The sequence below is a fragment of the Paraburkholderia sp. RL17-368-BIF-A genome (assembly GCF_046054045.1).
GTDB classification, from domain to species: domain Bacteria; phylum Pseudomonadota; class Gammaproteobacteria; order Burkholderiales; family Burkholderiaceae; genus Paraburkholderia; species Paraburkholderia graminis.
Genome location: NZ_JARESN010000003.1, coordinates 370,452 through 393,029, shown reverse-complemented (window position 1 = coordinate 393,029; position 22,578 = coordinate 370,452). Strand labels below are relative to the sequence as shown.

The 22,578-nt window shown below is 63.7% G+C and carries 20 protein-coding genes; 7 read left to right on the top strand and 13 right to left on the bottom strand.

All coding sequences use genetic code 11. The features are described 5' to 3' along the window. Positions 1-121: 121 nt before the first annotated feature. Positions 122-2,473, bottom strand: a complete 2,352-nt coding sequence (locus tag P0D87_RS07710; RefSeq protein WP_006051326.1) for a Tex family protein — start codon at positions 2,471-2,473, stop codon at positions 122-124. 142 nt (positions 2,474-2,615) lie between these two features. Continuing rightward, positions 2,616-2,885 (bottom strand): hypothetical protein, encoded by a 270-nt coding sequence (locus P0D87_RS07705; RefSeq protein ID WP_165919780.1) that lies wholly within the window; start codon positions 2,883-2,885, stop codon positions 2,616-2,618. Between P0D87_RS07705 and P0D87_RS07700 the strand changes: the two genes are divergently transcribed. The 3 genes from P0D87_RS07700 to yoaA all read left to right on the top strand — a co-directional run bounded on the left by P0D87_RS07700 (position 2,863) and on the right by yoaA (position 6,542). After that, complete coding sequence (locus P0D87_RS07700) at positions 2,863-3,723, top strand: hypothetical protein (protein WP_053858422.1); 861 nt, start codon at positions 2,863-2,865, stop codon at positions 3,721-3,723. The two genes, P0D87_RS07705 and P0D87_RS07700, sit on opposite strands and share 23 nt — an antisense overlap. A 247-nt stretch (positions 3,724-3,970) precedes the next feature. Further along, a complete protein-coding gene (locus P0D87_RS07695; protein ID WP_006051328.1) occupies positions 3,971-4,189 on the top strand; it encodes a DUF465 domain-containing protein in 219 nt (72 codons plus the stop codon). Positions 4,190-4,253: 64 nt separating this feature from the next. Then, the gene (yoaA, locus tag P0D87_RS07690) at positions 4,254-6,542 is read left to right on the top strand and encodes a DNA repair helicase YoaA (RefSeq protein WP_053858421.1); all 2,289 of its coding nucleotides are present in this window, start codon (positions 4,254-4,256) and stop codon (positions 6,540-6,542) included. A 170-nt stretch (positions 6,543-6,712) separates the two neighbouring features. Here yoaA and P0D87_RS07685 read toward each other — a convergent pair whose 3' ends face one another. After that, positions 6,713-6,973 (bottom strand): hypothetical protein, encoded by a 261-nt coding sequence (locus P0D87_RS07685; protein ID WP_081652994.1) that lies wholly within the window; start codon positions 6,971-6,973, stop codon positions 6,713-6,715. A 233-nt stretch (positions 6,974-7,206) separates the two neighbouring features. Then, complete coding sequence (locus P0D87_RS07680; protein WP_507028589.1) at positions 7,207-8,097, bottom strand: JmjC domain-containing protein; 891 nt, start codon at positions 8,095-8,097, stop codon at positions 7,207-7,209. On the opposite strand from P0D87_RS07680, the gene P0D87_RS31550 reads away from it, so the two are divergent. Together P0D87_RS31550 and P0D87_RS07675 are read left to right on the top strand one after the other, a co-directional pair. Then, positions 8,077-8,286, top strand: coding sequence for a hypothetical protein (locus P0D87_RS31550; RefSeq protein ID WP_507028588.1), 210 nt, complete (start codon positions 8,077-8,079; stop codon positions 8,284-8,286). The genes P0D87_RS07680 and P0D87_RS31550 overlap by 21 nt on opposite strands. 203 nt (positions 8,287-8,489) lie before the next feature. Beyond that, a complete protein-coding gene (locus P0D87_RS07675) occupies positions 8,490-9,035 on the top strand; it encodes an FKBP-type peptidyl-prolyl cis-trans isomerase (RefSeq protein WP_006051465.1) in 546 nt (181 codons plus the stop codon). Here the strand turns inward: P0D87_RS07675 and P0D87_RS07670 are convergent. From P0D87_RS07670 to P0D87_RS07645, 6 genes are all read right to left on the bottom strand, one after another. After that, entirely contained in the window at positions 9,015-10,448 is a 1,434-nt protein-coding gene (locus tag P0D87_RS07670) for a hypothetical protein (RefSeq protein ID WP_082367065.1), read from the bottom strand. The two genes, P0D87_RS07675 and P0D87_RS07670, sit on opposite strands and share 21 nt — an antisense overlap. Beyond that, on the bottom strand, positions 10,435-13,116 hold the full coding sequence (gene mutS / locus P0D87_RS07665; protein ID WP_053858418.1) for a DNA mismatch repair protein MutS: 2,682 nt from the start codon (positions 13,114-13,116) through the stop codon (positions 10,435-10,437). Before mutS ends, P0D87_RS07670 begins: the two co-directional genes overlap by 14 nt. Before the next feature lie 138 nt (positions 13,117-13,254). Next, the gene (locus tag P0D87_RS07660; RefSeq protein ID WP_053858417.1) at positions 13,255-13,878 is read right to left on the bottom strand and encodes a hypothetical protein; all 624 of its coding nucleotides are present in this window, start codon (positions 13,876-13,878) and stop codon (positions 13,255-13,257) included. A 2-nt stretch (positions 13,879-13,880) separates the two neighbouring features. Further along, complete coding sequence (locus tag P0D87_RS07655) at positions 13,881-14,888, bottom strand: DUF2515 family protein (protein WP_053858416.1); 1,008 nt, start codon at positions 14,886-14,888, stop codon at positions 13,881-13,883. A gap of 104 nt (positions 14,889-14,992) precedes the next feature. Continuing rightward, entirely contained in the window at positions 14,993-16,291 is a 1,299-nt protein-coding gene (lplT, locus tag P0D87_RS07650; RefSeq protein ID WP_029970734.1) for a lysophospholipid transporter LplT, read from the bottom strand. A 327-nt stretch (positions 16,292-16,618) separates the two neighbouring features. After that, positions 16,619-17,422, bottom strand: coding sequence for an inositol monophosphatase family protein (locus tag P0D87_RS07645; protein ID WP_029970735.1), 804 nt, complete (start codon positions 17,420-17,422; stop codon positions 16,619-16,621). Positions 17,423-18,214: 792 nt separating this feature from the next. Between P0D87_RS07645 and P0D87_RS07640 the strand changes: the two genes are divergently transcribed. Then, positions 18,215-19,090: an RNA methyltransferase gene (locus tag P0D87_RS07640; RefSeq protein ID WP_053859063.1), complete on the top strand. Its 876-nt coding sequence runs from the start codon at positions 18,215-18,217 to the stop codon at positions 19,088-19,090. Positions 19,091-19,341: 251 nt separating this feature from the next. Continuing rightward, entirely contained in the window at positions 19,342-20,253 is a 912-nt protein-coding gene (gene cysE / locus P0D87_RS07635; protein WP_029970738.1) for a serine O-acetyltransferase, read from the top strand. Between the two features lie 224 nt (positions 20,254-20,477). Here cysE and P0D87_RS07630 read toward each other — a convergent pair whose 3' ends face one another. The 3 genes from P0D87_RS07630 to P0D87_RS07620 form a co-directional block, all read right to left on the bottom strand. Further along, positions 20,478-21,275: a UDP-2,3-diacylglucosamine diphosphatase gene (locus P0D87_RS07630; protein ID WP_006051474.1), complete on the bottom strand. Its 798-nt coding sequence runs from the start codon at positions 21,273-21,275 to the stop codon at positions 20,478-20,480. 46 nt (positions 21,276-21,321) lie between these two features. Next, positions 21,322-21,816: a peptidylprolyl isomerase gene (locus P0D87_RS07625; protein ID WP_006051475.1), complete on the bottom strand. Its 495-nt coding sequence runs from the start codon at positions 21,814-21,816 to the stop codon at positions 21,322-21,324. A 171-nt stretch (positions 21,817-21,987) separates the two neighbouring features. Next, positions 21,988-22,572, bottom strand: coding sequence for a peptidylprolyl isomerase (locus P0D87_RS07620; RefSeq protein WP_029970740.1), 585 nt, complete (start codon positions 22,570-22,572; stop codon positions 21,988-21,990). Positions 22,573-22,578 lie beyond the last annotated feature (6 nt).

Below are 22,578 nucleotides of genomic sequence, written 5' to 3'. Positions count from 1 at the left end.
GCATTAGCTCTAACGAAAAAAACCCACGCAATGCGTGGGTTTTTTGTTGGCAGCCCCGTGAGAGACGGCGTGCATTCAGCGGCGCAGCATAAGCACTTCGCACACCGAACGCACAGGCGCCTTACTTCTGCTTGAGCTTCGCGAATGCCGCGGCCATTGCGCCACCCGGTTCCGGTTCACGCGAGCGCTGCTGCGGCGCGCCGCGTCCATTGCCGCCGCCCGCACGGCCGGAGCCGCCGCGATCCTGCTGCGCACCGCCGCCACTGCGCGTTGCGGCCGCGCCGAACTCGTCGTCCAGACGCATGGTCAGCGCGATACGCTGGCGCTTCACATCGACTTCGAGCACCTTGACCTTGACGATCTGGCCGGCCTTGACGACTTCGTGCGGGTCCTTGATGAACTTCGTCGACATGGCGGACACGTGCACGAGACCGTCCTGGTGCACGCCGACGTCGATGAACGCGCCAAACGCCGCGACGTTCGTCACCACGCCTTCGAGCACCATGCCAGGCGTCAGGTCGCTGACTTTCTCGACGCCTTCGCGGAACGTCGCCGTCTTGAACTCAGGCCGCGGATCGCGGCCCGGCTTTTCGAGTTCGAGCAGAATGTCGCGCACGGTCGGCAGACCGAAACGATCGTCGACGAATTCGGCGGGCGACAGGCCGCGCAGCGCGTCGCGATTGCCGAGCACTTCGCCGGCATGCTTGTTGATCTTCGCGAGAATCCGTTCGACGACCGGATACGCTTCCGGGTGCACCGACGAGCGGTCGAGCGGATTTTCGCCGTTGTTGATGCGCAGAAAACCGGCCGCCTGTTCGAAGGTTTTGTCGCCGAGACGCGGCACCTTGCGCAAGTGCTCGCGCGAAGGGAACGGACCGTTCGCGTCGCGATAGTCGACGATGTTGCGAGCCAGCGTGGCGTTGAGCCCCGACACGCGCGCGAGCAACGCGACCGACGCCGTATTCGCATCCACGCCGACCGCGTTCACGCAGTCTTCGACCACGGCGTCGAGCGAGCGCGCGAGTTCGCGCTGGTTCACGTCGTGCTGATATTGGCCGACGCCGATTGCCTTCGGCTCGATCTTCACGAGTTCGGCGAGCGGGTCTTGCAGACGCCGCGCGATGGACACCGCGCCGCGCAGCGACACGTCCATGTCCGGGAATTCCTTTGCCGCGAGTTCGGACGCCGAGTAGACCGACGCGCCCGCTTCCGACACGACGATCTTTTGCAGCTTGAGTTCGGGATGACGCGCGATCAGTTCGCTCGCGAGCTTGTCCGTTTCACGCGACGCCGTGCCGTTGCCGATACTGATCAGCTCGGCCTGCGTCTGCGCGCAGATGCGCGCCAGTTTCGCAATCGAGCCGTCCCAGTCGCGGCGCGGCTCGTGCGGGTAGATCACGTCGGTGGCGAGCACCTTGCCCGTCCGATCGACCACCGCGACTTTCACGCCGGTGCGCATACCAGGATCGAGACCGATCACGGCCTTCGGGCCCGCCGGCGCGGCCAGCAGCAGGTCCTTCAGATTGCGCGCGAACACGCGGATCGCCTCGTGTTCGGCTTCCTCGCGCAGATTGGTCAGCAGTTCGTTTTCGATGTGCGGCTGCACCTTCACGCGCCAGCACCAGCGGCACACGTCCGACAGCCATTTATCGGCCGGACGGTTTTGATTGGCAATGCCGAAATGACGTGCGATCAGCGTCTCGCCCGGATGCGGCACCTGCGCGTCCAGTTCTTCGCCGAGGCCGAGCTTGATCATCAGCACGCCGGCATTGCGGCCGCGGAACAGCGCGAGCGCGCGATGCGACGGCACCGTGCGGATGGTTTCCGCGTAGTCGTAGTAATCGCGGAATTTTTCTTCTTCAGCGCTCTCTTTGCCTTCGACCACCTTCGACGACACCACGCCCTGATTGAACATGTAGTCGCGCAGCTTGCCGAGCAGGTCGGCCGTTTCGCCGAATTGCTCGGAGAGGATGTCGCGTGCGCCGTCGAGCGCGGCCTTCACGTCGGCGACGCCTTTCTCGGCGTCGACATACGCGGCGGCTTCGGTTTGCGGGTCGAGCAGCGGATTGCCGAGCAGCGCATCGGCGAGCGGCTGCAGGCCGGCTTCGCGAGCGATCTGCGCGCGCGTGCGGCGCTTCGGCTTATACGGGAGATACAGGTCTTCGAGCACCTGCTTGCTGTCGGCGCCCTCGATCGCGGTGCGCAGCTCGTCGGTGAGCTTGCCCTGTTCGTCGATGCTCGCGATGATCGCCGCGCGCCGGTCTTCCAGTTCGCGCAGATACAGCAAGCGTTCCTCGAGGTTACGCAACTGCGTGTCGTCGAGATTGTCGGTCACTTCCTTGCGGTAGCGCGCGATAAACGGAACGGTCGCTCCTTCGTCGAGAAGTTGCACCGCGGCCGCGACCTGGCGCGGCTGGACGGACAGTTCGGCGGCGATGCGCTGTACGATCTTGAGTGCTACGGTTTCCGTCATAAGCTCTTGGGTTTCCTGCGGACTCGGTCAGGGGCCGTGCGCCGGCGGCGCCTCGCACACACACGAGGCGCCGGGCACGCAGTGCGTGCGCGCTGCGACCAGTTTGCTAGAGCGGGGCATTTTGCCACAAATGCCAAAGGGCTCAACCGCGCGGGGGTGATAGAATTTCGGGCATGTTCCGTTGACCCTCTCTGACGTTGCCAATCACGTTGCCAATCTCCTTTTTGTTCAACCGCCAGGGCTCGCGCCCGGTTTCCCGCTCGCCACATTTGCCGCTGTTCGCCGCGCGCTGGCCGTTCGCTTCGCGTGTAGCCGGGTCGCGTCGTGCCGACCTTTTCGCGTGGGTTTCCAGCAGAACGTCGATGGCGTCTTGCGCAGCGTCGGCGTGCATGATGGCTGCGGCGCTGGCCATGTCAGAGCCTGCTGCGGCGCAATCGGTGACGCCTGCGGCCGCATCGGCTGTGCAGGGTAGCAGTGCCGGCGGTGATGCGAATGCCGCTGCCGACGGTGCAAGCAGCACCGCAACGCTGGACAGCGAATTCGACGCGCGGCAGAAAACGCTGGATCAACGCACCGAGGAAAACAACTATCGCTATGGCGTCGCCGAGCATGACTGCTACAGCACGTTCTTTGTCAATCACTGTCTGAACAAGGCGCGCGATCAGATGCGCACGGTTCAGGCGCAGATCCGCAAGGAGCAGTTGGCACTCGACGGCGAGCAGCGCGCCGAGCGCGCGCGCAAGCGCGACGAGCAGGCGGCGATCAAGCGCGCACAAGACGAGGCGAGCGCGCCGCAGCGTGCCGCCGAAGACGCGCGCAACGCCCAGGCTTACGAAGACAAGCAGCGCCAGCACGCGCTCGACCAGGCGCAGCGCAGTGCCGAGGCGCCGCAGCGCAGCGCCAACGCCGAGGCCTACGAGGAAAAGCAGCGTCAGCACGCAATCGACCAGGCGAAGCGCGGCATCAGCCCGTCGCAGGCGGCTGCCAATCAGCGGGCTTACGACCAGAAGCAGGGCGACTTCCAGCGCAAGCTGGACGAGGCTCGCAAGCAGGGCGCGCAGAAAGCGCAGGAGCGCGTCGAGAAGCAGCAGAGCTTCGAAAAGAAACAGGCCGAGGCCGCGCAGCACCGGGCCGATGTCGAAGCGCGCCAGAAGCAGGCCGCCGAAAAAGCCGAGCAGAAACGCCAGGAACAGTTGAGGCAGCAGAAGCAACTCGAAGAGCAGCAGAAACAGCAACAGCAGCAACAGTAGCGAGCCGCGCCGTGCGCAGTGCGTGTGACATGCGTATGGCGTTGAATGGCGCTTGCATGGTGCTGGATCGCACCCATCCGCACGGTGGGTGCCATGCGGTTGTAATATCGCAGTAGTGCACGCAGTAGCCAGCGCGCGCCGTAGTGCAGACAGTCGCCGTAACGCGTTTTGAGCCGGACAGCAACCTCAGGCAACGGGCTGAACATCGCGAACATGCAGCCCGTGTCACAGTCGAGCGGAGGCGAGCATGCGCGATCAACATCACGTCATCAACGCGGACACACTTCGCGACCGGATTCTGCAACTGCAATCGGAGCATAGTGGGCTCGACCGTTTGATCGACCGAATATCGGATGAGCCCGGCATCGACGACTTCGAGTTGCAGCGCCTGAAAAAGCGCAAACTCAAAGTCAAGGACACCATCATCTTGCTGCAATTGCAGCTCGAACCGGACGCACGCGCCTGAGTTCGCGGCCTGGCAGGCGCCGGGCGCGCGCCGCGCGAGCCGGACTTTGCAGGAAACGCTTGCCTTGAATTCACCGCTTGAAACTTCGCTTGAAACTTCGCTTGAAACTTCATCACGCGCGAGTGCCGCCGACAGCGCCTCTGAGACCGGCACGCCCGCGCCGCGTCCCGCCGCGCCGGCGCTGAGCGCATCGCTCGATCCTCGCCGCGCCGCGGAACTGAACGACATCTTCGCCGACAACGGTTTGCTGGCGCGGCAGATCGACGGCTATCGCTCGCGGGCGTCGCAAATCGAAATGTCGCGCGCCGTCGCTGCCGCCATGGAAGCGTCGGGCCGCGCGATGCCCGAGCCCGCGATGTTCGAGGCGCAAAAACGTCCGGCGCGGCGTCTGCAAACTGCCGGCGCGGATGCCGCAAGCGAGACCGTCGAAGCCGACGAAGCAAAGGCGCTCGACGGCGCCGAGAACACGCTGATCGTCGAGGCCGGCACGGGCACGGGCAAGACCTATGCGTATCTGGTGCCGGCCATGCTGTGGGGCGGCAAGGTGATCGTCTCCACGGGCACCAAGCACCTGCAGGACCAGCTCTTTCAGCGCGACATTCCGACCGTGCGCGACGCACTGGCGGTGCCCGTGTCGGTGGCCATGCTCAAGGGCCGCGCGAACTATCTGTGTCACTACTATCTGCAGCGCACGGCCGATAACGGCCGCTTGCCGTCGCGCCAGGAAACCTCGTATCTGCAGGACATCGTCCGCTTCGCGAAGATCACGCGAACCGGCGACAAAGCCGAACTCGCGAGCGTGCCGGAAACGGCGGCGGTGTGGTCGATGGTGACGTCGACGCGGGACAACTGTCTCGGCCAGGAGTGTCCGCATTACAAGGACTGCTTCGTGATGCAGGCGCGCCGCGAGGCGCAGCAGGCCGACATCGTGGTGGTGAATCACCACCTCTTTTTCGCCGACATCATGCTGCGCGACACCGGCATGGCCGAGCTGCTGCCCACGGCCAATACGGTCATCTTCGACGAGGCGCATCAGCTTCCCGAAACGGCCACGCTGTTTTTCGGCGAGACGCTTTCCACCGCGCAGTTTCTCGAACTCGCGCGCGATTCGGTGGCCGAGGGCTTGGGGCATGCCCGCGACGCCGTCGACTGGGTCAAGCTCGGTTCGACGTTGGAGCGTGCCGCGCGCGACGTGCGGCTTGCGTTCAAGGAAGATTCGGTGCGCTTGTCGATCGGTCAGTTGCCCGACGATCACCCGCTGTTCGCCGCGCTCGAAGCGCTCGAAGCGGAGCTCGATGCACTCGAGTCTGCGCTCGCCGGACAGGCCGAGCGCGCGGAGTCGATCGGCGCCTGTTTGCGCCGCGCGCGCGAGTTGCAGGGCGTGCTGGCTGGCTGGACGACTCCGCCTACCGAGCTCGAACGTCAGACTGCGGACACGGAGCGAAGCGGTTCCGCCGAAGCCAAAAACGAGCGCGCCGATCCGAACGAAAAAGTGCGCTGGATCGAAGTCTTTGCGCACACGGTGCAGTTGCATGAGACGCCGCTCTCGGTCGCGCCGATTTTCGCGAAGCAGCGCGCCGGCGTGCCGCGCGCGTGGATCTTTACGTCGGCTACGTTGTCGGTGCGCGGCGACTTCACGCACTACGCCGCGCAAATGGGCCTGAACGCCAAGCGTTCGATGACCTTGCCGAGCCCGTTCGACTATCCGTCGCAAGGGCTGTTGTATGTGCCGCGTAATTTGCCGCAGCCGTCGTCGCCGATGTTCACAGACGCGGTGTTCGACGCAGCCTTGCCGGCGATCGAGGCCTCGGGCGGCGGCGTCTTCATGTTGTGCACGACGTTGCGCGCCGTGGACCGCATCTCCGCGAAATTGCGCGATGTGATCGAGGCGCGCGGCTGGAACTATCCGCTGCTGGTTCAGGGCGATGCGAGCCGCACGGAATTGCTCGATCGTTTTCGCGCGTACGGCAACGCGATTCTTGTCGGCAGTCAGAGCTTCTGGGAAGGCGTCGACGTGCGGGGCGACGCGCTATCGCTCGTCGTGATCGACAAGCTGCCGTTTGCGCCGCCCGACGATCCGGTTCTGTCAGCGCGGCTCGATGCGCTCACGAAGAAAGGTCTGAGCCCGTTCGCGGTTCATCAGTTGCCGCAGGCTGTCATTACGCTCAAGCAGGGCGCAGGGCGGCTGATTCGCGCGGAAACCGATCGCGGCGTGCTGATGATCTGCGATACGCGTCTCGTCGATAAACCTTATGGGCGCCGGATCTGGCAAAGCCTGCCGCCGTTTAAGCGTACGCGTGAAATCGAGGTCGTCCGCGAATTCTTTGGAGAGAACGACAAAGCCGCGCAATAGGCGAAATGGCATAGCCGTATTTCCACGCCGCGAAAAACGACGCTGGAATAACGGCGCTGAAATAACAAAACGCCACGGATGTGAGTCCGTGGCGTTTCGCTTTACCGCTCGGGAAATCGCGATGATTTCCCGATGCGGCTTTCGCCCGAAGGCGAACCCTACGCGACAGCTTACTGGCTTGCGCCCGAAGCCGGAGCAGCAGCCGAAGCAGCAGCGCCTGCGTCCGAAGCAGCGGTCGAAGCCGAAGCAGCAGCGTCGCTCGCAGCAGCAGCCGCACCCGATGCAGCAGCAGCCGAATCCGAAGCAGCGGCAGCCGGTGCCGAAGCGGCAGCTGCGTCGCTAGCCGGTGCAGCGGCCTGATCGTTGCTCTTGTTGCATGCAGCCAGTGCCACAGCTGCCAACAGGGATGCTACGAGGAGGGATTTCTTCATGATCACGTCCTTTTATGGTTAAAGGTAAGCAACAGCGCAAAATAATACCGGTAATGTGCTCCAACACCGACTTCGGCCGCTGGTGGAGACGCTCTTTTGACGAGCAGGAATCTTCCCTACGGCTTGGGCGGAAATTATATGCACTTTCGTACTGACAATCCATAAATCCGGGGTCAATACGTTGTCTTTCTCATACAAAATTTCACTGTACTGTGTATAACAGACACGCGAGGCTAGGCAAGCTCGCCCATCCGTATCCAGCCCGCACGATACCACTCGTGTAGCCGTGCTGTCACCGACGAATCGTGTGAGAGTGTTACAAAGCGTTTCGCACTCAGACATCGGTGATCTGCGAGATCAAAGAGCCACTTTTTCGAGCCGTCAAACGGAAATTTCTCTCCGTTTATGAAGAAAAAGCGGCGGTTGTACAACAAACTCGTCTTGCGGTCCAGTCGCACCCCGGACTTCAATGCTTCACTGATAAAACGCACTTCGTTGAGCGGCCTTTGCGGCGGATCAAAGACGACACTCGGCTTGGGTTCGCTGAGATACGTGCCAAGGAACGACGCAATGTCCTGCTCATTCCATCTGACCTCAGCAAGGATTGCGCCAACGCGTTCGACGAGCGCCGCCGGCAGTTCCGCCGGCCGGTCCACGGCGGGTTGCTGGGGATCGCGGTAAAGCGCGCCGGTCCGGCCGTTCTCTTCGCCGCGCTCGGCCAGATGGTAAAGGAACTGCGCCGTCAGCTCGCCCGCCGACGGCGCGCGAAACCCGATCGAGCAGGTCATGCATTCGCCCTCGGCGACGCCGTCGTGTGCGATATGCGGCGGCAGATACAGCATGTCGCCGGGCTCCAGCACCCACTCTTGTTCTGCCTCAAAGTTCTGTAAAACTTTCAACGGCAAGTCCGGCTGCAGCGTCAGATCTTTCTGCGCGCTGATGCGCCAGCGCCGCTTGCCTTTTACTTGCAAAAGAAACACATCGTAGGAATCGAAGTGCGGGCCCACGCCGCCGCCGTCGGTCGCATACGAGATCATCAGATCGTCAAGGCGCGCGTCGGGAACGAAGCGGAAGCGGTCGAGCAGGGCGCGCGCGCGGTCGTCGTGCAGATCGGCGCCCTGCACGAGCAGCGTCCACGCGCGCCGCTTCAGCGACGGCAGTTCGTCGGGCGCGAACGGGCCATGCTCGAGTTGCCATTTATTGCGAAAGTGCGTGATGAGGCGCGCCTCGACGTCGTCTTCGTCCGCGAGTTCGAACAACTCGTCGCGCGAAAGCGGCGCTTCGACGTGGGGAATTGCCTGGCGGATCAATAACGGCTTTTTCTGCCAGTAGCGGCGCATGAATTGCGACGGCGTGAGGTTGCCGAGCAGCGGCGTGGGCGTGTCGGGCGAGGGCGGGAAAATCGCGGAAGCCGGCTTTGCAGCCGATGAAGAATTGCGTGCCGAAGCTGCTTCGGCCGGGTGGTCAGTGGGCCGCTTGGGCATCGTATAATGTGAGTTGTATTCTGGAGAATCGAATGAAAATCGCAAAGAACACCGTCGTGTCGGTCGCTTACAAGCTGTCGGATGCGCAGGGCAATCTGATTGAAGAAAGCGACGAGCCGATGGTCTATCTGCACGGCGGCTATGATGGCACGTTCCCCAAGATCGAGGAAGAGCTCGACGGCCACGAGGCCGGCTTCGAGACCCAGATCCAGCTGGAGCCGCAAGACGCATTCGGCGAGTACGACCCGGAACTCGTGAAGATCGAACCGCGCAATCGCTTTCCGGAACCGCTCGAAGTCGGCATGCAGTTCGAAGGCACGCCGGAAGAAGGCGATGACGACCTCGATTCGCTCGTCTACGTGGTGACCGACGTCGCTGAAGACAAGGTCGTGCTCGACGGCAACCATCCGCTCGCCGGCATGGCGCTGCGCTTTGCGTTGACCGTGAAAGACGTGCGTCCCGCGACCGAAGACGAAATCCAGCACGAGCATGCGCATGGCGCGGATGGCCTGGAAGTGCTCGACGAAGACGACGACGCGGACGACGAGAGCGGCAAGTCAGGGCCCACGCTGCACTGAGTGCGGCTGCGAGCCGGTAGCGCCTGAGCCGGCCGCACCTGAAGCGCTTGAAGTGCCTGAAGTGCCTGAAGCGCCGGACGCTCCCGGCGCACCCCGCTGCCCTGGCGGAGTCGACGTCGCGGGTCCGTATCCGCCGCCGCCCTGGTCGGCCGGAATGCGCGGCAACTGATCGAGTTGCTGCGAGTCCGGTTGTGACTGGCCGGGCGTAGGAAGAAGCGGCGGCAAGTCGGACGCCGGCCCGAGCGACGGCACCGCCGGCATCGAAGCGGCGGGCTCGTCCCTCGGCAACACAGGCTGCGTCGTGGGCATCGGCATATGCCGCGGCACCTCGCGCACCGTCACGCGGAACGGCGGTTTTCTGCCGAAGTCCGCATCAATCTGAATCCACTGGTTAAGACGATCATGCGGCGCGAGCGCGATACGCGTGAGGTTCGTCACCAGATTCCCTTTGTCATTGCGTAGCGGCTGGTCGATCGCGAAGCCGGCGCTCGCGTGTTCGTCGTCGGAATGGACGACGAGCACCGGCCCGTGGAAGATCTGCGCGAGCTTCACGAGGCTGCGCTTGAACTCGAGGAAGCCGTCGCGGCGCGGATTGCGTCCGAAGCGCAGCCATGCGAAACGCTCTGGCCGTTCATAGCGCTCGGCGTCGGGGTCGCCCTGAATGAACACGACGATCGCGCGTGCGTCACGGCGCTTCGCAAATTCGCCGGCATGTTCGAGCCAGAATGCGTTGGCGATCACGCGGTCTTCGAATTCTCCGTTGCGCCCGCCGGCGGTCAGATAGTGATTGTTGGGGCTCGGCGCATTGAGCCCGACGAACACCGTGTCGCCCACCTGCCAACGCACATTCTCGCGATACGGGCGAAAGCGCGATACCTCGCTCTCTCGCGTCAGTGCAAGCGGGTTCTGGCCCATCGAGTTGGCATCGCCGAGAAGCGTCTGGCGCAACTGGTCGAGCCGTTCGACCGGATCGAAGCCGCCTGCCTCGGCGCTCGCGCAATCGACCCAATCGTGCTGGCCTGGAATAAAAAACAGCGCGGGCCGCGACGTTTCCAGCACCGCGTGGCGCCGTTCATACAGCGCATCGCGGCAGGCTTCTTTCGGGCCTTTCAGATTGCCGTCGTAGACGATAAAAGAGACGTCGCGCTCGCGGCCGATTGCGTCGATGAGCCGCTGGGTCGGGGCTTCGTCGGCGGGACTTTGCATCGTGTTCGCGATGACCGCGAAGCTGTAGTTCGGCGCGGCTGCATAAGCCCGCGGTGTGGGAAGGAGAAGTGCGAAGGCGAGTGTGGATACCAGACCTGCAATGCGCAGCCCAACTCTGCTCGCTACCCTCGGCGCCATAGCTATAGCCGACCCCGCGCGGAATTCGCGCGGACGCTCGGCCAGACCGCGTGCCTCAATGATCCGCATCCGGCGCAGCGGCCAACTCGTGTAGTTCATACAGCAGATCGAGCGCTTCGCGTGGCCGCAGATCGTTCGGATCGATGCCGCGCAAACGCTCGACAAGCGTCTGCATAGCCGGCGACGCGTCAGCAGTTTGCGGCTCGTCGTCCGCATCTTCGAGCAGCATCGGCGACGGCGCCGCGAACAGATCGAGCTGCGGCGCCGGTTGCCCCGCGGACTGCTGCTCGAGATACGCAAGATGCTTGCGCGCCGCGCGAATCACCGCGTTCGGCACGCCGGCCAGTTGCGCGACCTGCAAACCGTAGCTCTGGTTCGCCGGACCTTCGTTGACGGCGTGCAGGAACACGATGCCATGTCCGTGTTCCACCGCCGACAGATGCACGTTCGCCGCTTGTGGGAATTCCGCCGGCAACTGCGTGAGTTCGAAGTAATGCGTCGCGAACAGCGTATGGCAACCGTTATGCGCAAGCAGATGCCGCGCGATGGCCCACGCGAGCGCGAGGCCGTCGAAGGTCGATGTGCCGCGGCCGATTTCATCCATCAGCACGAGGCTTTGCGGCGTCGCGTCGTTAAGAATCGCGGCCGCTTCGGTCATCTCGACCATGAAGGTCGAACGGCCGCCGGCGAGATCGTCCGCCGCGCCGATGCGCGTGAAAATCCGGTCGATCGGCCCGAATGCCGCACGCCGTGCAGGCACGTAGCTGCCGACGTACGCAAGCAGCGCGATCAGCGCCGTCTGGCGCATGAAGGTCGATTTACCGCCCATGTTCGGGCCGGTGATCAGCAGCAGCTTGCGCTCCGGCGTGAGCGTGCAGTCGTTGGCGATGAATTGCTCGACCTGCGCCTCGACAACCGGATGCCGTCCCTGTTCGATCTCGATGCCTGCATCGAGCGAGAAGCTCGGCGCGACCCAGTCGAGCGCGCGAGCGCGTTCGGCAAAAGCGGCGAGCAAATCGAGTTCGGCGAGCGCCGACGCGACGCGCTGGCAGTCCGGAATGAACGGCAACAGCGCCTGCAGCAGCGAGTCGTAGAGCGAACGCTCGCGGGCAAGCGCGCGTTCCTGCGCGGACAGCGCCTTGTCCTCGAACGTCTTCAGTTCCGGCGTGATGTAGCGCTCGGCGTTCTTCAACGTCTGACGGCGGCGATAATCGTCCGGCACCTTGTCGGTCTGGCCGCGCGTGACCTCGATATAGAAGCCGTGCACCTTGTTGTATTCCACGCGCAGATTGCCGATGCCCGTGCGTGTGCGTTCACGCGTTTCCAGATCGATTAGGAACTGTCCGCAGTTCTCCGAAATATCTCGGAGTTCGTCGAGTTCGGCGTCGTAGCCGCGCGCGATCACGCCGCCGTCGCGGACCATCGCGGCCGGCTCTTGTGCGATGGCGCGCGTGAGCAACTCGACGCACGCTTGCGGCGGCTCGAGCGATGCGTCGATGCGCGCAAGCGATTCCGCGTTCGACGAAACGGCCGCGAGCCTCGCACGCAGTTCAGGCAGCGCGATGAAGGTGTCGCGCAAGCTCGACAGATCGCGCGGGCGCGCCGACAGCAGTGCGAGACGGCCGGTGATCCGCTCGATGTCCGAGATGTGCCGCAGTACGCCGCGCAGCGAGTCGACGTCCGTGCCCGCGCCCGCGGGCGCGTCGAGCAACGCGCCGATAGCCTGCTGACGCGCGCGTGCAACCGCCGATTCACGCGGCGGATGATGCAGCCAGTGACGCAGCAAACGGCTGCCCATCGTCGTGCAGCAGGTGTCGAGCAGCGAACACAGCGTGGGCGATTCGGTGCCGCGCAAAGTCTGCGTGATTTCCAGGTTGCGCCGCGTTGCGGGGTCGAGGCCGATATATTCCGATTCGTACTCGACCTTCAGACTGCGCACGTGCCGCAGTTGCTGGCCTTGCGTGGCCGCCGCGTACAGCAGCAACGCGCCGGCCGCGCCGCACGCGCAGGTGAGCGAATGCGCGCCGAAGCCGTCGAGGCCCGCGACTTCCAGTTGATCGCACAAGCGCTGCGTGCCCGAGGCGACGTCGAAGTGCCATGACGGGACACGCGTGAGCGCGCGTGCGCCCGTGGGCGGCGTCCAGCTCGTGGAATCGGCCGTCGTGTCGGCGACCAGAATCTCCGCCGGGTCGATGCGTTCCAGCGCGGCGGCCACCTGGTCGGGCGCGACTTCGGCGAGCCGCAACGCGCCGCTCGCGAGATTCAGCCACGCGAGCCCGACGCTCGTCGCGACGCCGCGGCGATTGTGCGCGACGCACATGGCCAGCAGGAAGACGTCGCTCTTGTCGGACAGCAGCGCGGCGTCCGTGAGCGTGCCCGGCGTGACGACGCGCACGACCTTGCGTTCGACAGGACCTTTGGACGTGGCCGGGTCGCCGATCTGCTCGCAAATCGCGACCGATTCGCCGAGCTTCACGAGCTTCGCCAGATACTGTTCGACCGCGTGATGCGGGACGCCCGCCATCTTGATCGGATTGCCCGCCGACGCGCCGCGTTGCGTGAGCGTGAGGTCGAGCAGACGCGCGGCTTTTTCGGCGTCGTCGAAAAAGAGTTCGTAGAAGTCGCCCATCCGGTAGAACACGAGCGTGCCCGGATGCTCCGCCTTGATGCGCAGGTATTGCTGCATCATCGGGGTATGTTGTGCGACGTCGCTGGCCGCTGCGGTTTGAGTGCCCATCCTCGGTATCTTTCTGCTTTAGCTGTTCAGGGCGTGAGTTTAACCCGCCGACGCCGCGAGCGGACCCTGGCCGAATGGCCGATGCGGGTTGCGACGGGTGCGGCTAGGGAATGGCGTGGCTGTTGGCAGAGCGTTCGTTCAACGAGCAGGCGAATCTTCAAACACTGGTGGACTCAAGTCCAAGGTGATCACATAGCGCTCGTCGTTTGGATGGCCTCTGCTGCCGAAGCACCGGATATTGACTGAAACCTGATATTTGTTACCGGCTTGCCAGCGCGTTGTGGGGGCGGTGCATGCCCGGATCGCATTTCGGGCTGCCTGAGTGTCTTCGATAGGGCGGTTGTCGCGAGACTGGAACGGTTTCCAGCCCGCCCGCTGGAACTGCTTTTGCAGGTCCGTGAGAATAGCGATCGACGCGTCAAGCGGCAGTGTTTCGATTTGTGGCGATAGGGTAACAAGCGACACATTGCCAAGCTGATCCGCATAAAGACTCAGGAACCTGGCAGGCGGCGTAACGAAGCCGAACTGCGAATCGCTGAAGCGGAAGATTGCGGGGCGCGTCACGTAAAGGTTGATGGACTTCTCGTCGGTTGCAGCCGGGAGCGTCGATCGCGAGTGCTGCCGCACGTGTTCATAAGACTCACCAAGCGTCAGCACGACTTCGTCGACGGGTCTTGTCATCGCGTATATGCCCCAAACGACAGCGGAGCCGAACAGCGCGCACGCCGCGTACCCGAACCACCTGATTGTTCCGCGCACCATGATCACCTCGGGTGCGCAATGAGATACAGCGAGTTTTCGACCGAGTGCTTTTCGATCGGGTCGCGTAACAATTCGTCGAACCGCTGGGCTGCGCGGATAACGAACGCCATGCGCTGATCGGGATCTGCGATGTTGGCGAGAGCCTGGTTGCTGAAACGTTCGTTCTTCGCGCTGGTTGCTGCCAGTGTGCATTGGTTCGCAAATGCCAACTGGATCTCGCGCGCGGAACCGGTCGGAATGTGCCACGCCCACGCGAACTGGTTGGCGCGCATCAGCACCACGAACGCCGGATCGGTGTACATGGCCGGTTGCAGGATATTGATCGGTTCGTGACGGGCAAGCAGCCTGACGCCCTCCGCGAGGTTGCCTGCATCGATTGCCCGGAACGCGAGTAACACCTCGGGTTTGCTTTCCGCGAAGAGAACACGGTCTGCGATCGGCCAGATAACCGACCCGCGGAGACCCGAGCGCTCGGTCAGGCATTTCTGAAATCGCTGCAGCCCGAACTTCCTGTAAAACATGTGCAGAGGCCAGACGTCGAGAAATAGCGCCGTGTTTCCCTTTGCGAGCATCTGATATACCTTTTCTGCGCCCGTACCGTTCACCTGATCCGGGATCGGCATGCGCGGCGATCCGTACGGTGCGATCCGTTCAAGCGGAGAGCTTTGTCTTTCCCATTGTTGGTAAGCGTTACGCTCCCGATTTGACTTGCCGATCAGTTCCGCAGCGTTGAGCAAGCCGCACCCGACCTGTTTGGATGCAAACGCCGCGAGCCCCGCCCACTGGAACCGGTGATCGTCTAGCCACAACTGCGCATACGCGGCGTTGATGCGTCGATTGCGAGCGATGGGATCGTCGATGGCAACGAGGGCCTCCGCTTTTTTCTGGTAGAAGCGCCAACAGTTGATGCAGTCTTGCTGGTCATCTTCCGACTGCTTTTTTGCGGCCGCTTCCTCGTCTCTCCAGTTCGGGTAACAGACCGGACAACGGTGGTTTTCGCACTTCGCCATCGAGCTCTTTCTCGCTGTCGGGTCTTGGGGATTTGCTGACCCCAGTTTCCCACGGCAAGAGCAGAGGCTATCTCGATATGCGGGTATTCGACGTCACGCCACCCTCATTCCTCCAGCAGCGCATGCATATTCGCAGACCGTTCGTTCGCCGCACTCCGCCGCTTCGCGAGCCACATCATGAACGTAATAAAAACGCCGAACACGACGATGATCCATTGCGCCGGCATCTTCGCCGTGAGCAGCAGCGCGTACGCGCCAAGCATCAGCAATACGGCGAGATTCTGGTTGAAGTTCTGCACCGCGATCGAGTGTCCGGCCGACAGCAGGGTGGCGCCGCGATGCTGAAGAATCGCGTTCATCGGCACGATGAAAAAGCCGGACAATGCGCCGAGCAGGATCATCAGCGGATACGCGAGCAGGATGTAGATCGGCACGACATATGAGCCGATGTGGATGCCCGCGCCCGCGGGGAAAAGGTTCTTGTTGTAGAAGGCCATCGCAATGGCGACCGCGCCGGTGACGATGCCGACCGGCAGCACGGTCAGCGAGCGGCGCAGCGGAATCAGCGCGGCCGCCGCCGCAGCGCCGACAGCGATGCCGAGGCCGGTCACGCCTTGCATGACCGCGGCCTTCGAGAGCGACAGGCCGAGGTTCACGTTGGCCCATTTCAGCACCAGCAATTGCAGCGTGACGGCGCCGCCCCACATCAGCGTCGTGACCCACAGCGCGATCTGCGCGAGCTTGTCGGCCCACAGCACGTTAAAGCAATGATAGAAGTCGCCGACGAGCTTCGTCGGCTCGGTCAGGCGATTCGGATAGCGCGCGCCGGTGTCGGGAATGAAGATGTTGATGGCGGCGGCGATCGCGTACGTGAGCATGACCGCGAACATCGCCAGATCCGCCGATGAGCCGATCAGCGGCAGATGCGCGCGCGCGACGAATTTATCGGCGAATGTGCTGATGAGCGCGCCGCCCACCATGGTGCCGACGATCGTCGAGAGCACTGTCGCCGATTCGAGCCATGCGTTGGCCTTGACGAGTTTTTCGGCGGGCAGCAACTCGGTGAGAATGCCGTATTTCGCCGGCGAATACGCGGCCGCGCCGAAGCCGACCACGCCGTAGGCGATCATCGGATGCACGCCTGCAATCATCATCATGCAGCCGCTCGCCTTGAGCGCATTGGAGATGAACATCACGTGGCGCTTTTGCATGGCGTCCGCGAACGCGCCCACGAATGGCGCGAGCAGCACGTACGAGACAGTGAAGAAGATCTGCAGCAAGGGCGTGACCCACGCAGCCGAGCGGATCACGGATAACAATGCGATGGCGGCGATCAGCAGGGCATTGTCGGCAAGCGACGAAATGAACTGCGCCGCGATGATCGTGTAGAAGCCTTTTTTCATGAAGCGGATGGGAAGCGGCGCGCGAGACGAGGCGCGAAGGACGCAGGAACGACGCACGGATGCGAGCGCGGATCGCTGCGCACACAACGCGCAGGCGGGCGCAGCGTGGGACGCGGAATGCAGCCGGCGAAAAGCGTAGGGCCGGCGCGGCTTCCCGCTTTGTAGCACGAACGCTCGCACGATGCAGGCGCGCTAATGAAAAAGCGGCCGAAGCCGCTTGTGTCGAGTGTTTGTTGTGATTGCAGGCGTGCAGTGCCGCGCTTACTCGTTGCGTTGTTCTGGACTGGAGCCTCAGACGCTACGACGCGGAAGCGCGTGCCGCGCAACTCAAGCCGCTTGCTGACGCGTACGGCTGTAACGCGAGAGGATCGGCACCATCTGTGCGTAAATCTTCGGATTGCCGGCGACGACTTCGCCGACGTGCAGGAAGTCCGAGTCGCCGGTGTAGTTGCCCACCAGGCCGCCGGCTTCGGTGATCAGCAGGCTGCCCGCGGCGACGTCCCACGGGTTCAGGCCTTGCTCGAAGAAGCCGTCCATGCGGCCCGCGGCCACGTTCGCCAGATCGAGCGCGGCCGCGCCGGGACGGCGCAGGCCCGCGCAGGCTTGCGTCATTTCAGCGAACTGGCGGCCATATGCTTCGAGACCGTCGGTTTCGCGGAACGGGAAGCCGGTGCCGATTAGGCCGTCGGCGAGACGATCGCGCCTTCCGACGCGAATGCGGCGGTCGTTCAGGAACGCGCCGCGGCCGCGCGAGGCGGTGAAGAGGTCATTGCGGGTCGGGTCGTACACGACGGCCTGCGTCACGATGCCCTTGTGGGCCAGCGCAATCGACACGCAGTAGTACGGAAAGCCGTGAATGAAATTGGTGGTGCCGTCGAGCGGATCGATGATCCACTGGTACTCGGACTCGTTGTCCGACTTGCCGGATTCTTCGGCGAGGATAGCGTGATCGGGATAAGCGGTCTTCAGCGTGTCGATGATCGCGGCTTCGGACGCTTTGTCGATCTCCGTCACGAAATCATTGTGCTGTTTCTTGCTGACCTGGATCAGATCGAGATCGAGCGACGCGCGGTTGATGATCTGGGCTGCGCGGCGCGCGGCCTTCACAGCGATGTTGAGCATGGGATGCATGGACGGATCCTTGTGCCGGGGCAGCACGGCTGCTTGCCGGTAAATAAGCGCGACGCGCGCGCTAATGGGCGCCCTCGATGAGGCGCGGAAACAGCACGGAACGCTCGCCCGGTACAGGACCGGCGCGCATTCCGCCAACGGAGACGAATTGAATAAGAACGAGGCGCCGGGGTTTGGCTGATAGCTCTGCCTGACTGCGTGCACTGCTTTGAACTGGTGCGGTATGCAGATCGGCGTGGCGCAGGCCGGACGCGAATTCCGGTATTTTACCCGAGTCTGCCAGGCGCGGCAGGGTTCGGGTTGGGGAGGGCGCTGGTGGGCGTGCGTGGGCGCTTGCATGCGGATTTGAATGTGATGTTGAAGAGGCGGTCGGAGACGCGCTCGAGCCTCTTGCAACCCGCTTGCGCACGGGCTTGAGCCGCGGTTTCGCGCGCGCGTGAGCTGCTCGCGCACGGTCTTCCAGCCGCGCTCGAACCCGCGCTTGGAGACGCGCTTGAGCGGCTTGCAACCGCGCTTGCACAGCGCTCCCAGCCGCTCGTGCACTTGCTCGGAGACGCGCTCCAACTGCTTGCGGCGGCGCTCGCTCACGGGCGCGCAGCCGCGCTTGCACACGCACTCGGCGACGCGTTCGAACTGCTTGCAACCGCGCTTGCCCACGCGCCGGCGCGCAGCCTTCCAGCCGCGCTTGACGACGCATTTGCAGCCTGAATCCCCCCCGCCCACACACACGCCGTTCGGCGGCTTCGCGCGTTGGCGCTACCATACGCGTTCTCCGACTCGCAGGCTTTCATCGTGGACCACACCCACCATTCTTCCGATCCCGCCGTGGCGGACTTGCGCGGCGGCTTCACGTCGACGCGTTTCGTGCTCGTCGAGCCGAGCCATCCGGGCAACGTCGGGGCCGCGGCGCGCGCGCTGAAAACCATGGGTTTTTCGCGGCTCGTGCTGGTTTCGCCGCGCGTGCCGCACGTGCAGAGCGATCCGGAGGCGATAGCGATGGCAAGCGGCGCCGACGACGTGCTCGCCTCCGCGCACGTCGTGCCGACGCTTGCCGATGCGCTCTCCGGCGTGCACTGGTCGATCGCATTGACCGCGCGGCAGCGCGAGTACGGCCCGCCGCAATGGACGCCTCGCGCAGCCGCAAGCCTCGCACGCGACGAGGCGTTGCACGGCGAGATCGCGCTCGTGTTCGGCAACGAGCGCACGGGCTTGTCGAATGAAGACGTCGAACGATGCAGCGCGCTTGCGCATATTCCCGCGAATCCCGCCTACAGTTCCCTGAATCTCGCTCAGGCCGTACAGGTCCTCGCGTATGAGTTGCGCATGATCTATCTGACGAGCGGTGCGGAGGTCAACGCATCGGCGAGCCGCGCGCCGCAAGCGTCGACTGGGTCGGCTGCATCGGCTGCATCGACCGGCGCCGCTGCATCGGCCGAGCCTGCAGGTCCGCGTGCCGCGAGCGATGAAATCGAAAGCATGTTTGCGCATCTCGAAAGCGCGCTCGTCGCACTCGAGTTTCTCGATCCCGCGAATCCGAAGAAGCTGATGTCGCGCTTGCGGCGGCTCTTCGCGCGTTCGGGTCTCGAGCGCGAGGAGGTCAATATCGTGCGCGGGATTGCGAAGCACATCCTGCTGAAAACCGGCCGCAAGGACGACAGCGCACGCTAGCGCGCGGCGCGGGAACGAAGGGCCAATGAGCGAGCAATAAGCGGCCAATGAGCAAGCAATCAGCGGCCGTGCTGGCGGCCACCGACTAGCACGACGACCTTTTGCGCTACATGGACTTGCGGCAGGTTTGCGCGAACCGTCCTACAATCCTCGAAACCTTCTAAGCAAAGCTGCCGATCTGCTATGCGGCAGCCGTGCACGCGCGCATGACGTTTCGCGCGCGGCTTCCCCCACATAACATAGTCCCTGCCATGTTCACGAGACTTCGCGAAGACATTGCCACGATCCGCGAGCGCGATCCCGCCGCCCGCAGTGCCTGGGAAGTGCTCACATGTTATCCGGGCTTGCACGCGCTGGTGCTGCACCGGTTCGCGCATGCGTGCTGGCGCGCGCGGCGCCGCTGGCTCGCGCGCTTCGTTTCGCAGATGGCGCGCTTCATGACGGGCATCGAGATTCATCCGGGCGCGACCGTTGGACGGCGAGTCTTCATCGATCACGGCATGGGCGTGGTGATCGGCGAGACCGCGCAGATCGGCGACGATTGCACGATCTATCAGGGCGTCACGCTCGGCGGCACGTCGCTCACACGCGGCGCGAAACGGCATCCGACGCTGGAGCGCGGCGTGATCGTGGGCGCGGGCGCAAAGGTGCTCGGCGGGTTCACGATTGGCGCGGACGCGAAGATCGGATCGAATGCGGTGGTGACGAAGCCTGTGCCCGCCGGCGGGACCGCGGTCGGCAATCCGGCGCGAATCATCGTGCCGGCGGCGGCTGCTGCTGTATCTGCCGTGGCGAAGGCTGCCGCTGTTGGCATGCCGGCCAATGGCCGCGCGAGTGTAGCGTCGGATGCCACGGCGAACGGCGCCGCTGCGTCGAATGGCGTGACGCGTGAGGATGAACGCGGCAAGCTAGCCGCCAGGCGCAGCGATTTCTGCGCGTACGGCATCACGCCGAATGCAGACGATCCTGTGTCGCTCGCCATCCACGGGCTGATCGATCATGCCGCGACGCAAGCGAAGCGCATCGATGAAATCGTCGTGGCGCTCGAGCATCTGGGCACGAGCCTGGAAGGCCTGCAAGGCGCCGATGCCGCGCTGCTCGATTTACGCCGTTTGTCCGCGGCGATCGCGGGCAAGGTGGAGGGGACGGTGGCCGCGCGTTGAAGGCTTGAAGATACGCGGGGCCGTGAGCGCGGCACCGCCTCTTCATGCCACCGTCGGCGGCGCAGCACATCATCATGCGGCCGGAGGCGGGGCGCAGCATGGTCTCGCTGCTACGCGTAAGACACGACCTTTTCATGCCGCCGTGGCGGCGCATCGCCTCGTCACGCCGCGGGTGAAACACCACCTCATCACGCCGCGCAACGCACCACCTCTCACCACCACTCTCAATCGAGCGGTAACGCCCGAATCCCTTCCGAATCGACGCGCAAATAACCGCCGCGTCGCTCGCCATGATCGAGATCCCAGTCGGGCAGCACCCAGCGTATGCCGCCCGGCTCGCGATGACGCGCGGGGCGGTGCGTGTGCCCGTGAATCATCGTCGCCGCTTTCGACCACTTGAACAATGCGGCGACGCCTTTGGGCGTCACGTCGTATTTGAGTGAAACGGGACGCATGCGGCCGCCCTCGCTCTTCGCCCGCATGTTTTCCGCGAGCGCCTGACGCCACGAAAAGGGCGACGCGAGAAACAGCATCTGCGCAAGACGGTTGCGCGCGAATCCGCGAAACAGTTGATAACCGCGATCCGCGGTGCACAGACGGTCGCCATGCGCGACCGCAATGCGCGTGCCGAATGCGGTGATCACGAACGGGTCGGGCAGCCAGATCGCGCCGGCCGCTTTCATGAAACGCTTGCCGAGCAGAAAGTCGCGATTGCCGTGCATGATGTAGAGCGCAATGCCGCGCTCGGTCAGCGTGTGCAACAGCGCGGCCATCCGCGCGACGAACGGCTCGGCGAGCATGTCGTCGCCGATCCAGTACTCGAACAGATCGCCGAGAATAAAAACCGAGTCGGCCTGGTCGGCGTTGACGCGAATGAAGTGTTCGAACGCGGCGACCGTGCGCGGGATCGCCTCGCTCAAATGAATGTCGGAGAGGAACAAAAACGGGCGTGCGGCGTGCGGGCGTTTGCCCTCGCCAGGCACGCCCGCGGCGACGCTTCGCAGCGGCTTTTCTTGCAGCATTGAAGGTGCCTGTATCGCAGTTTTTCTAGTTAAGGCGCGTCCGCAATCAGTCGACGACCACGGCTTTTTCGATCACGACGTCGTCGACCGGCACGTCCTGATGAAAGCCCTTCGAGCCCGTCTTGACCTTCTTGATCTTCTCGACGATGTCCATGCCTTCGACCACCTTGCCGAACACCGCATAGCCCCAGCCTTGCGGCGTCGGCGACGAGTGGTTCAGGAAGTCGTTGTCGTTCACGTTGATGAAGAATTGCGCGGTCGCCGAATGCGGGTCGTTCGTGCGAGCCATCGCGATCGAGCCGTTCACGTTCTTCAGACCGTTGTTCGCTTCGTTGTTGATCGGCTCGGCCGTCGGCTTCTGCTTCATGCCGGGTTCGAAGCCGCCGCCCTGAATCATGAAGCCGTCGATCACGCGGTGAAACACCGTGTTGTCGTAGTGGCCGGCCTTCACGTAGTTGAGGAAGTTCTCAACCGACTTCGGCGCTTTCTCGGCGTCCAGTTCCAGTTTGATGACGCCGTGGTTCGTATGCAGTTCAACCATGATGGAATCCTTTGATGAACGGGGTGGGTGGAAAAGACGCGGCGAGCCGTCGTGCGCTGTGCAATCTGTGCGCGTCGATGCGTTTGACGGCGGGCCGCGCGGGGCGTGAGTTCGACGCTTCTACGCGTGCGTGATGTTCAGTGTTGTTCCGTGTTGCTCTGGGTTGTTCCGTTACTTGCCGCCGACCACGGCAGCCGATTCGATCACGATCGGCTTTTGCGGCACGTCGCCCATCGGACCGCGCGTGGTGGTCGGCGCGGCTTCGATCTTCTTCACGACGTCCATGCCGCTCGTGACCTTGCCGAACACCGCATAGCCGTTGCCGTCCGGATTCGGATAGTCGAGGCCCGCGTTGTCCACCGTGTTGATGAAGAATTGCGCGGTCGCGGAGTTCGGGTCGCTGGTGCGCGCCATCGCGAGCGTGCCCATCGTGTTCTTCAGACCGTTACGGCTTTCGAGCGGAATCGGCGCGCGCGTGGGCTTCTCCGCGAAGCTCTGCGTGTAGCCGCCGCCCTGGATCATGAAGCCGCGAATCACGCGATGAAAAATCGTGCCGCTGTACTGGCCGGACTTCACATAGTCGAGAAAGTTGGCGACCGTTTTGGGCGCTTTCTCAGGATACAACTCGACGCGAATATCGCCTTCCGACGTCTTGAGGAGGACGGACGGATGCGCGGCTTGCGAACCGGACTGGGCGAACGCGGGTGCGTTCGCGATCAGGGCGGCGCTGCCGAGCGCCAACATCAACCATTTCATGAAAAT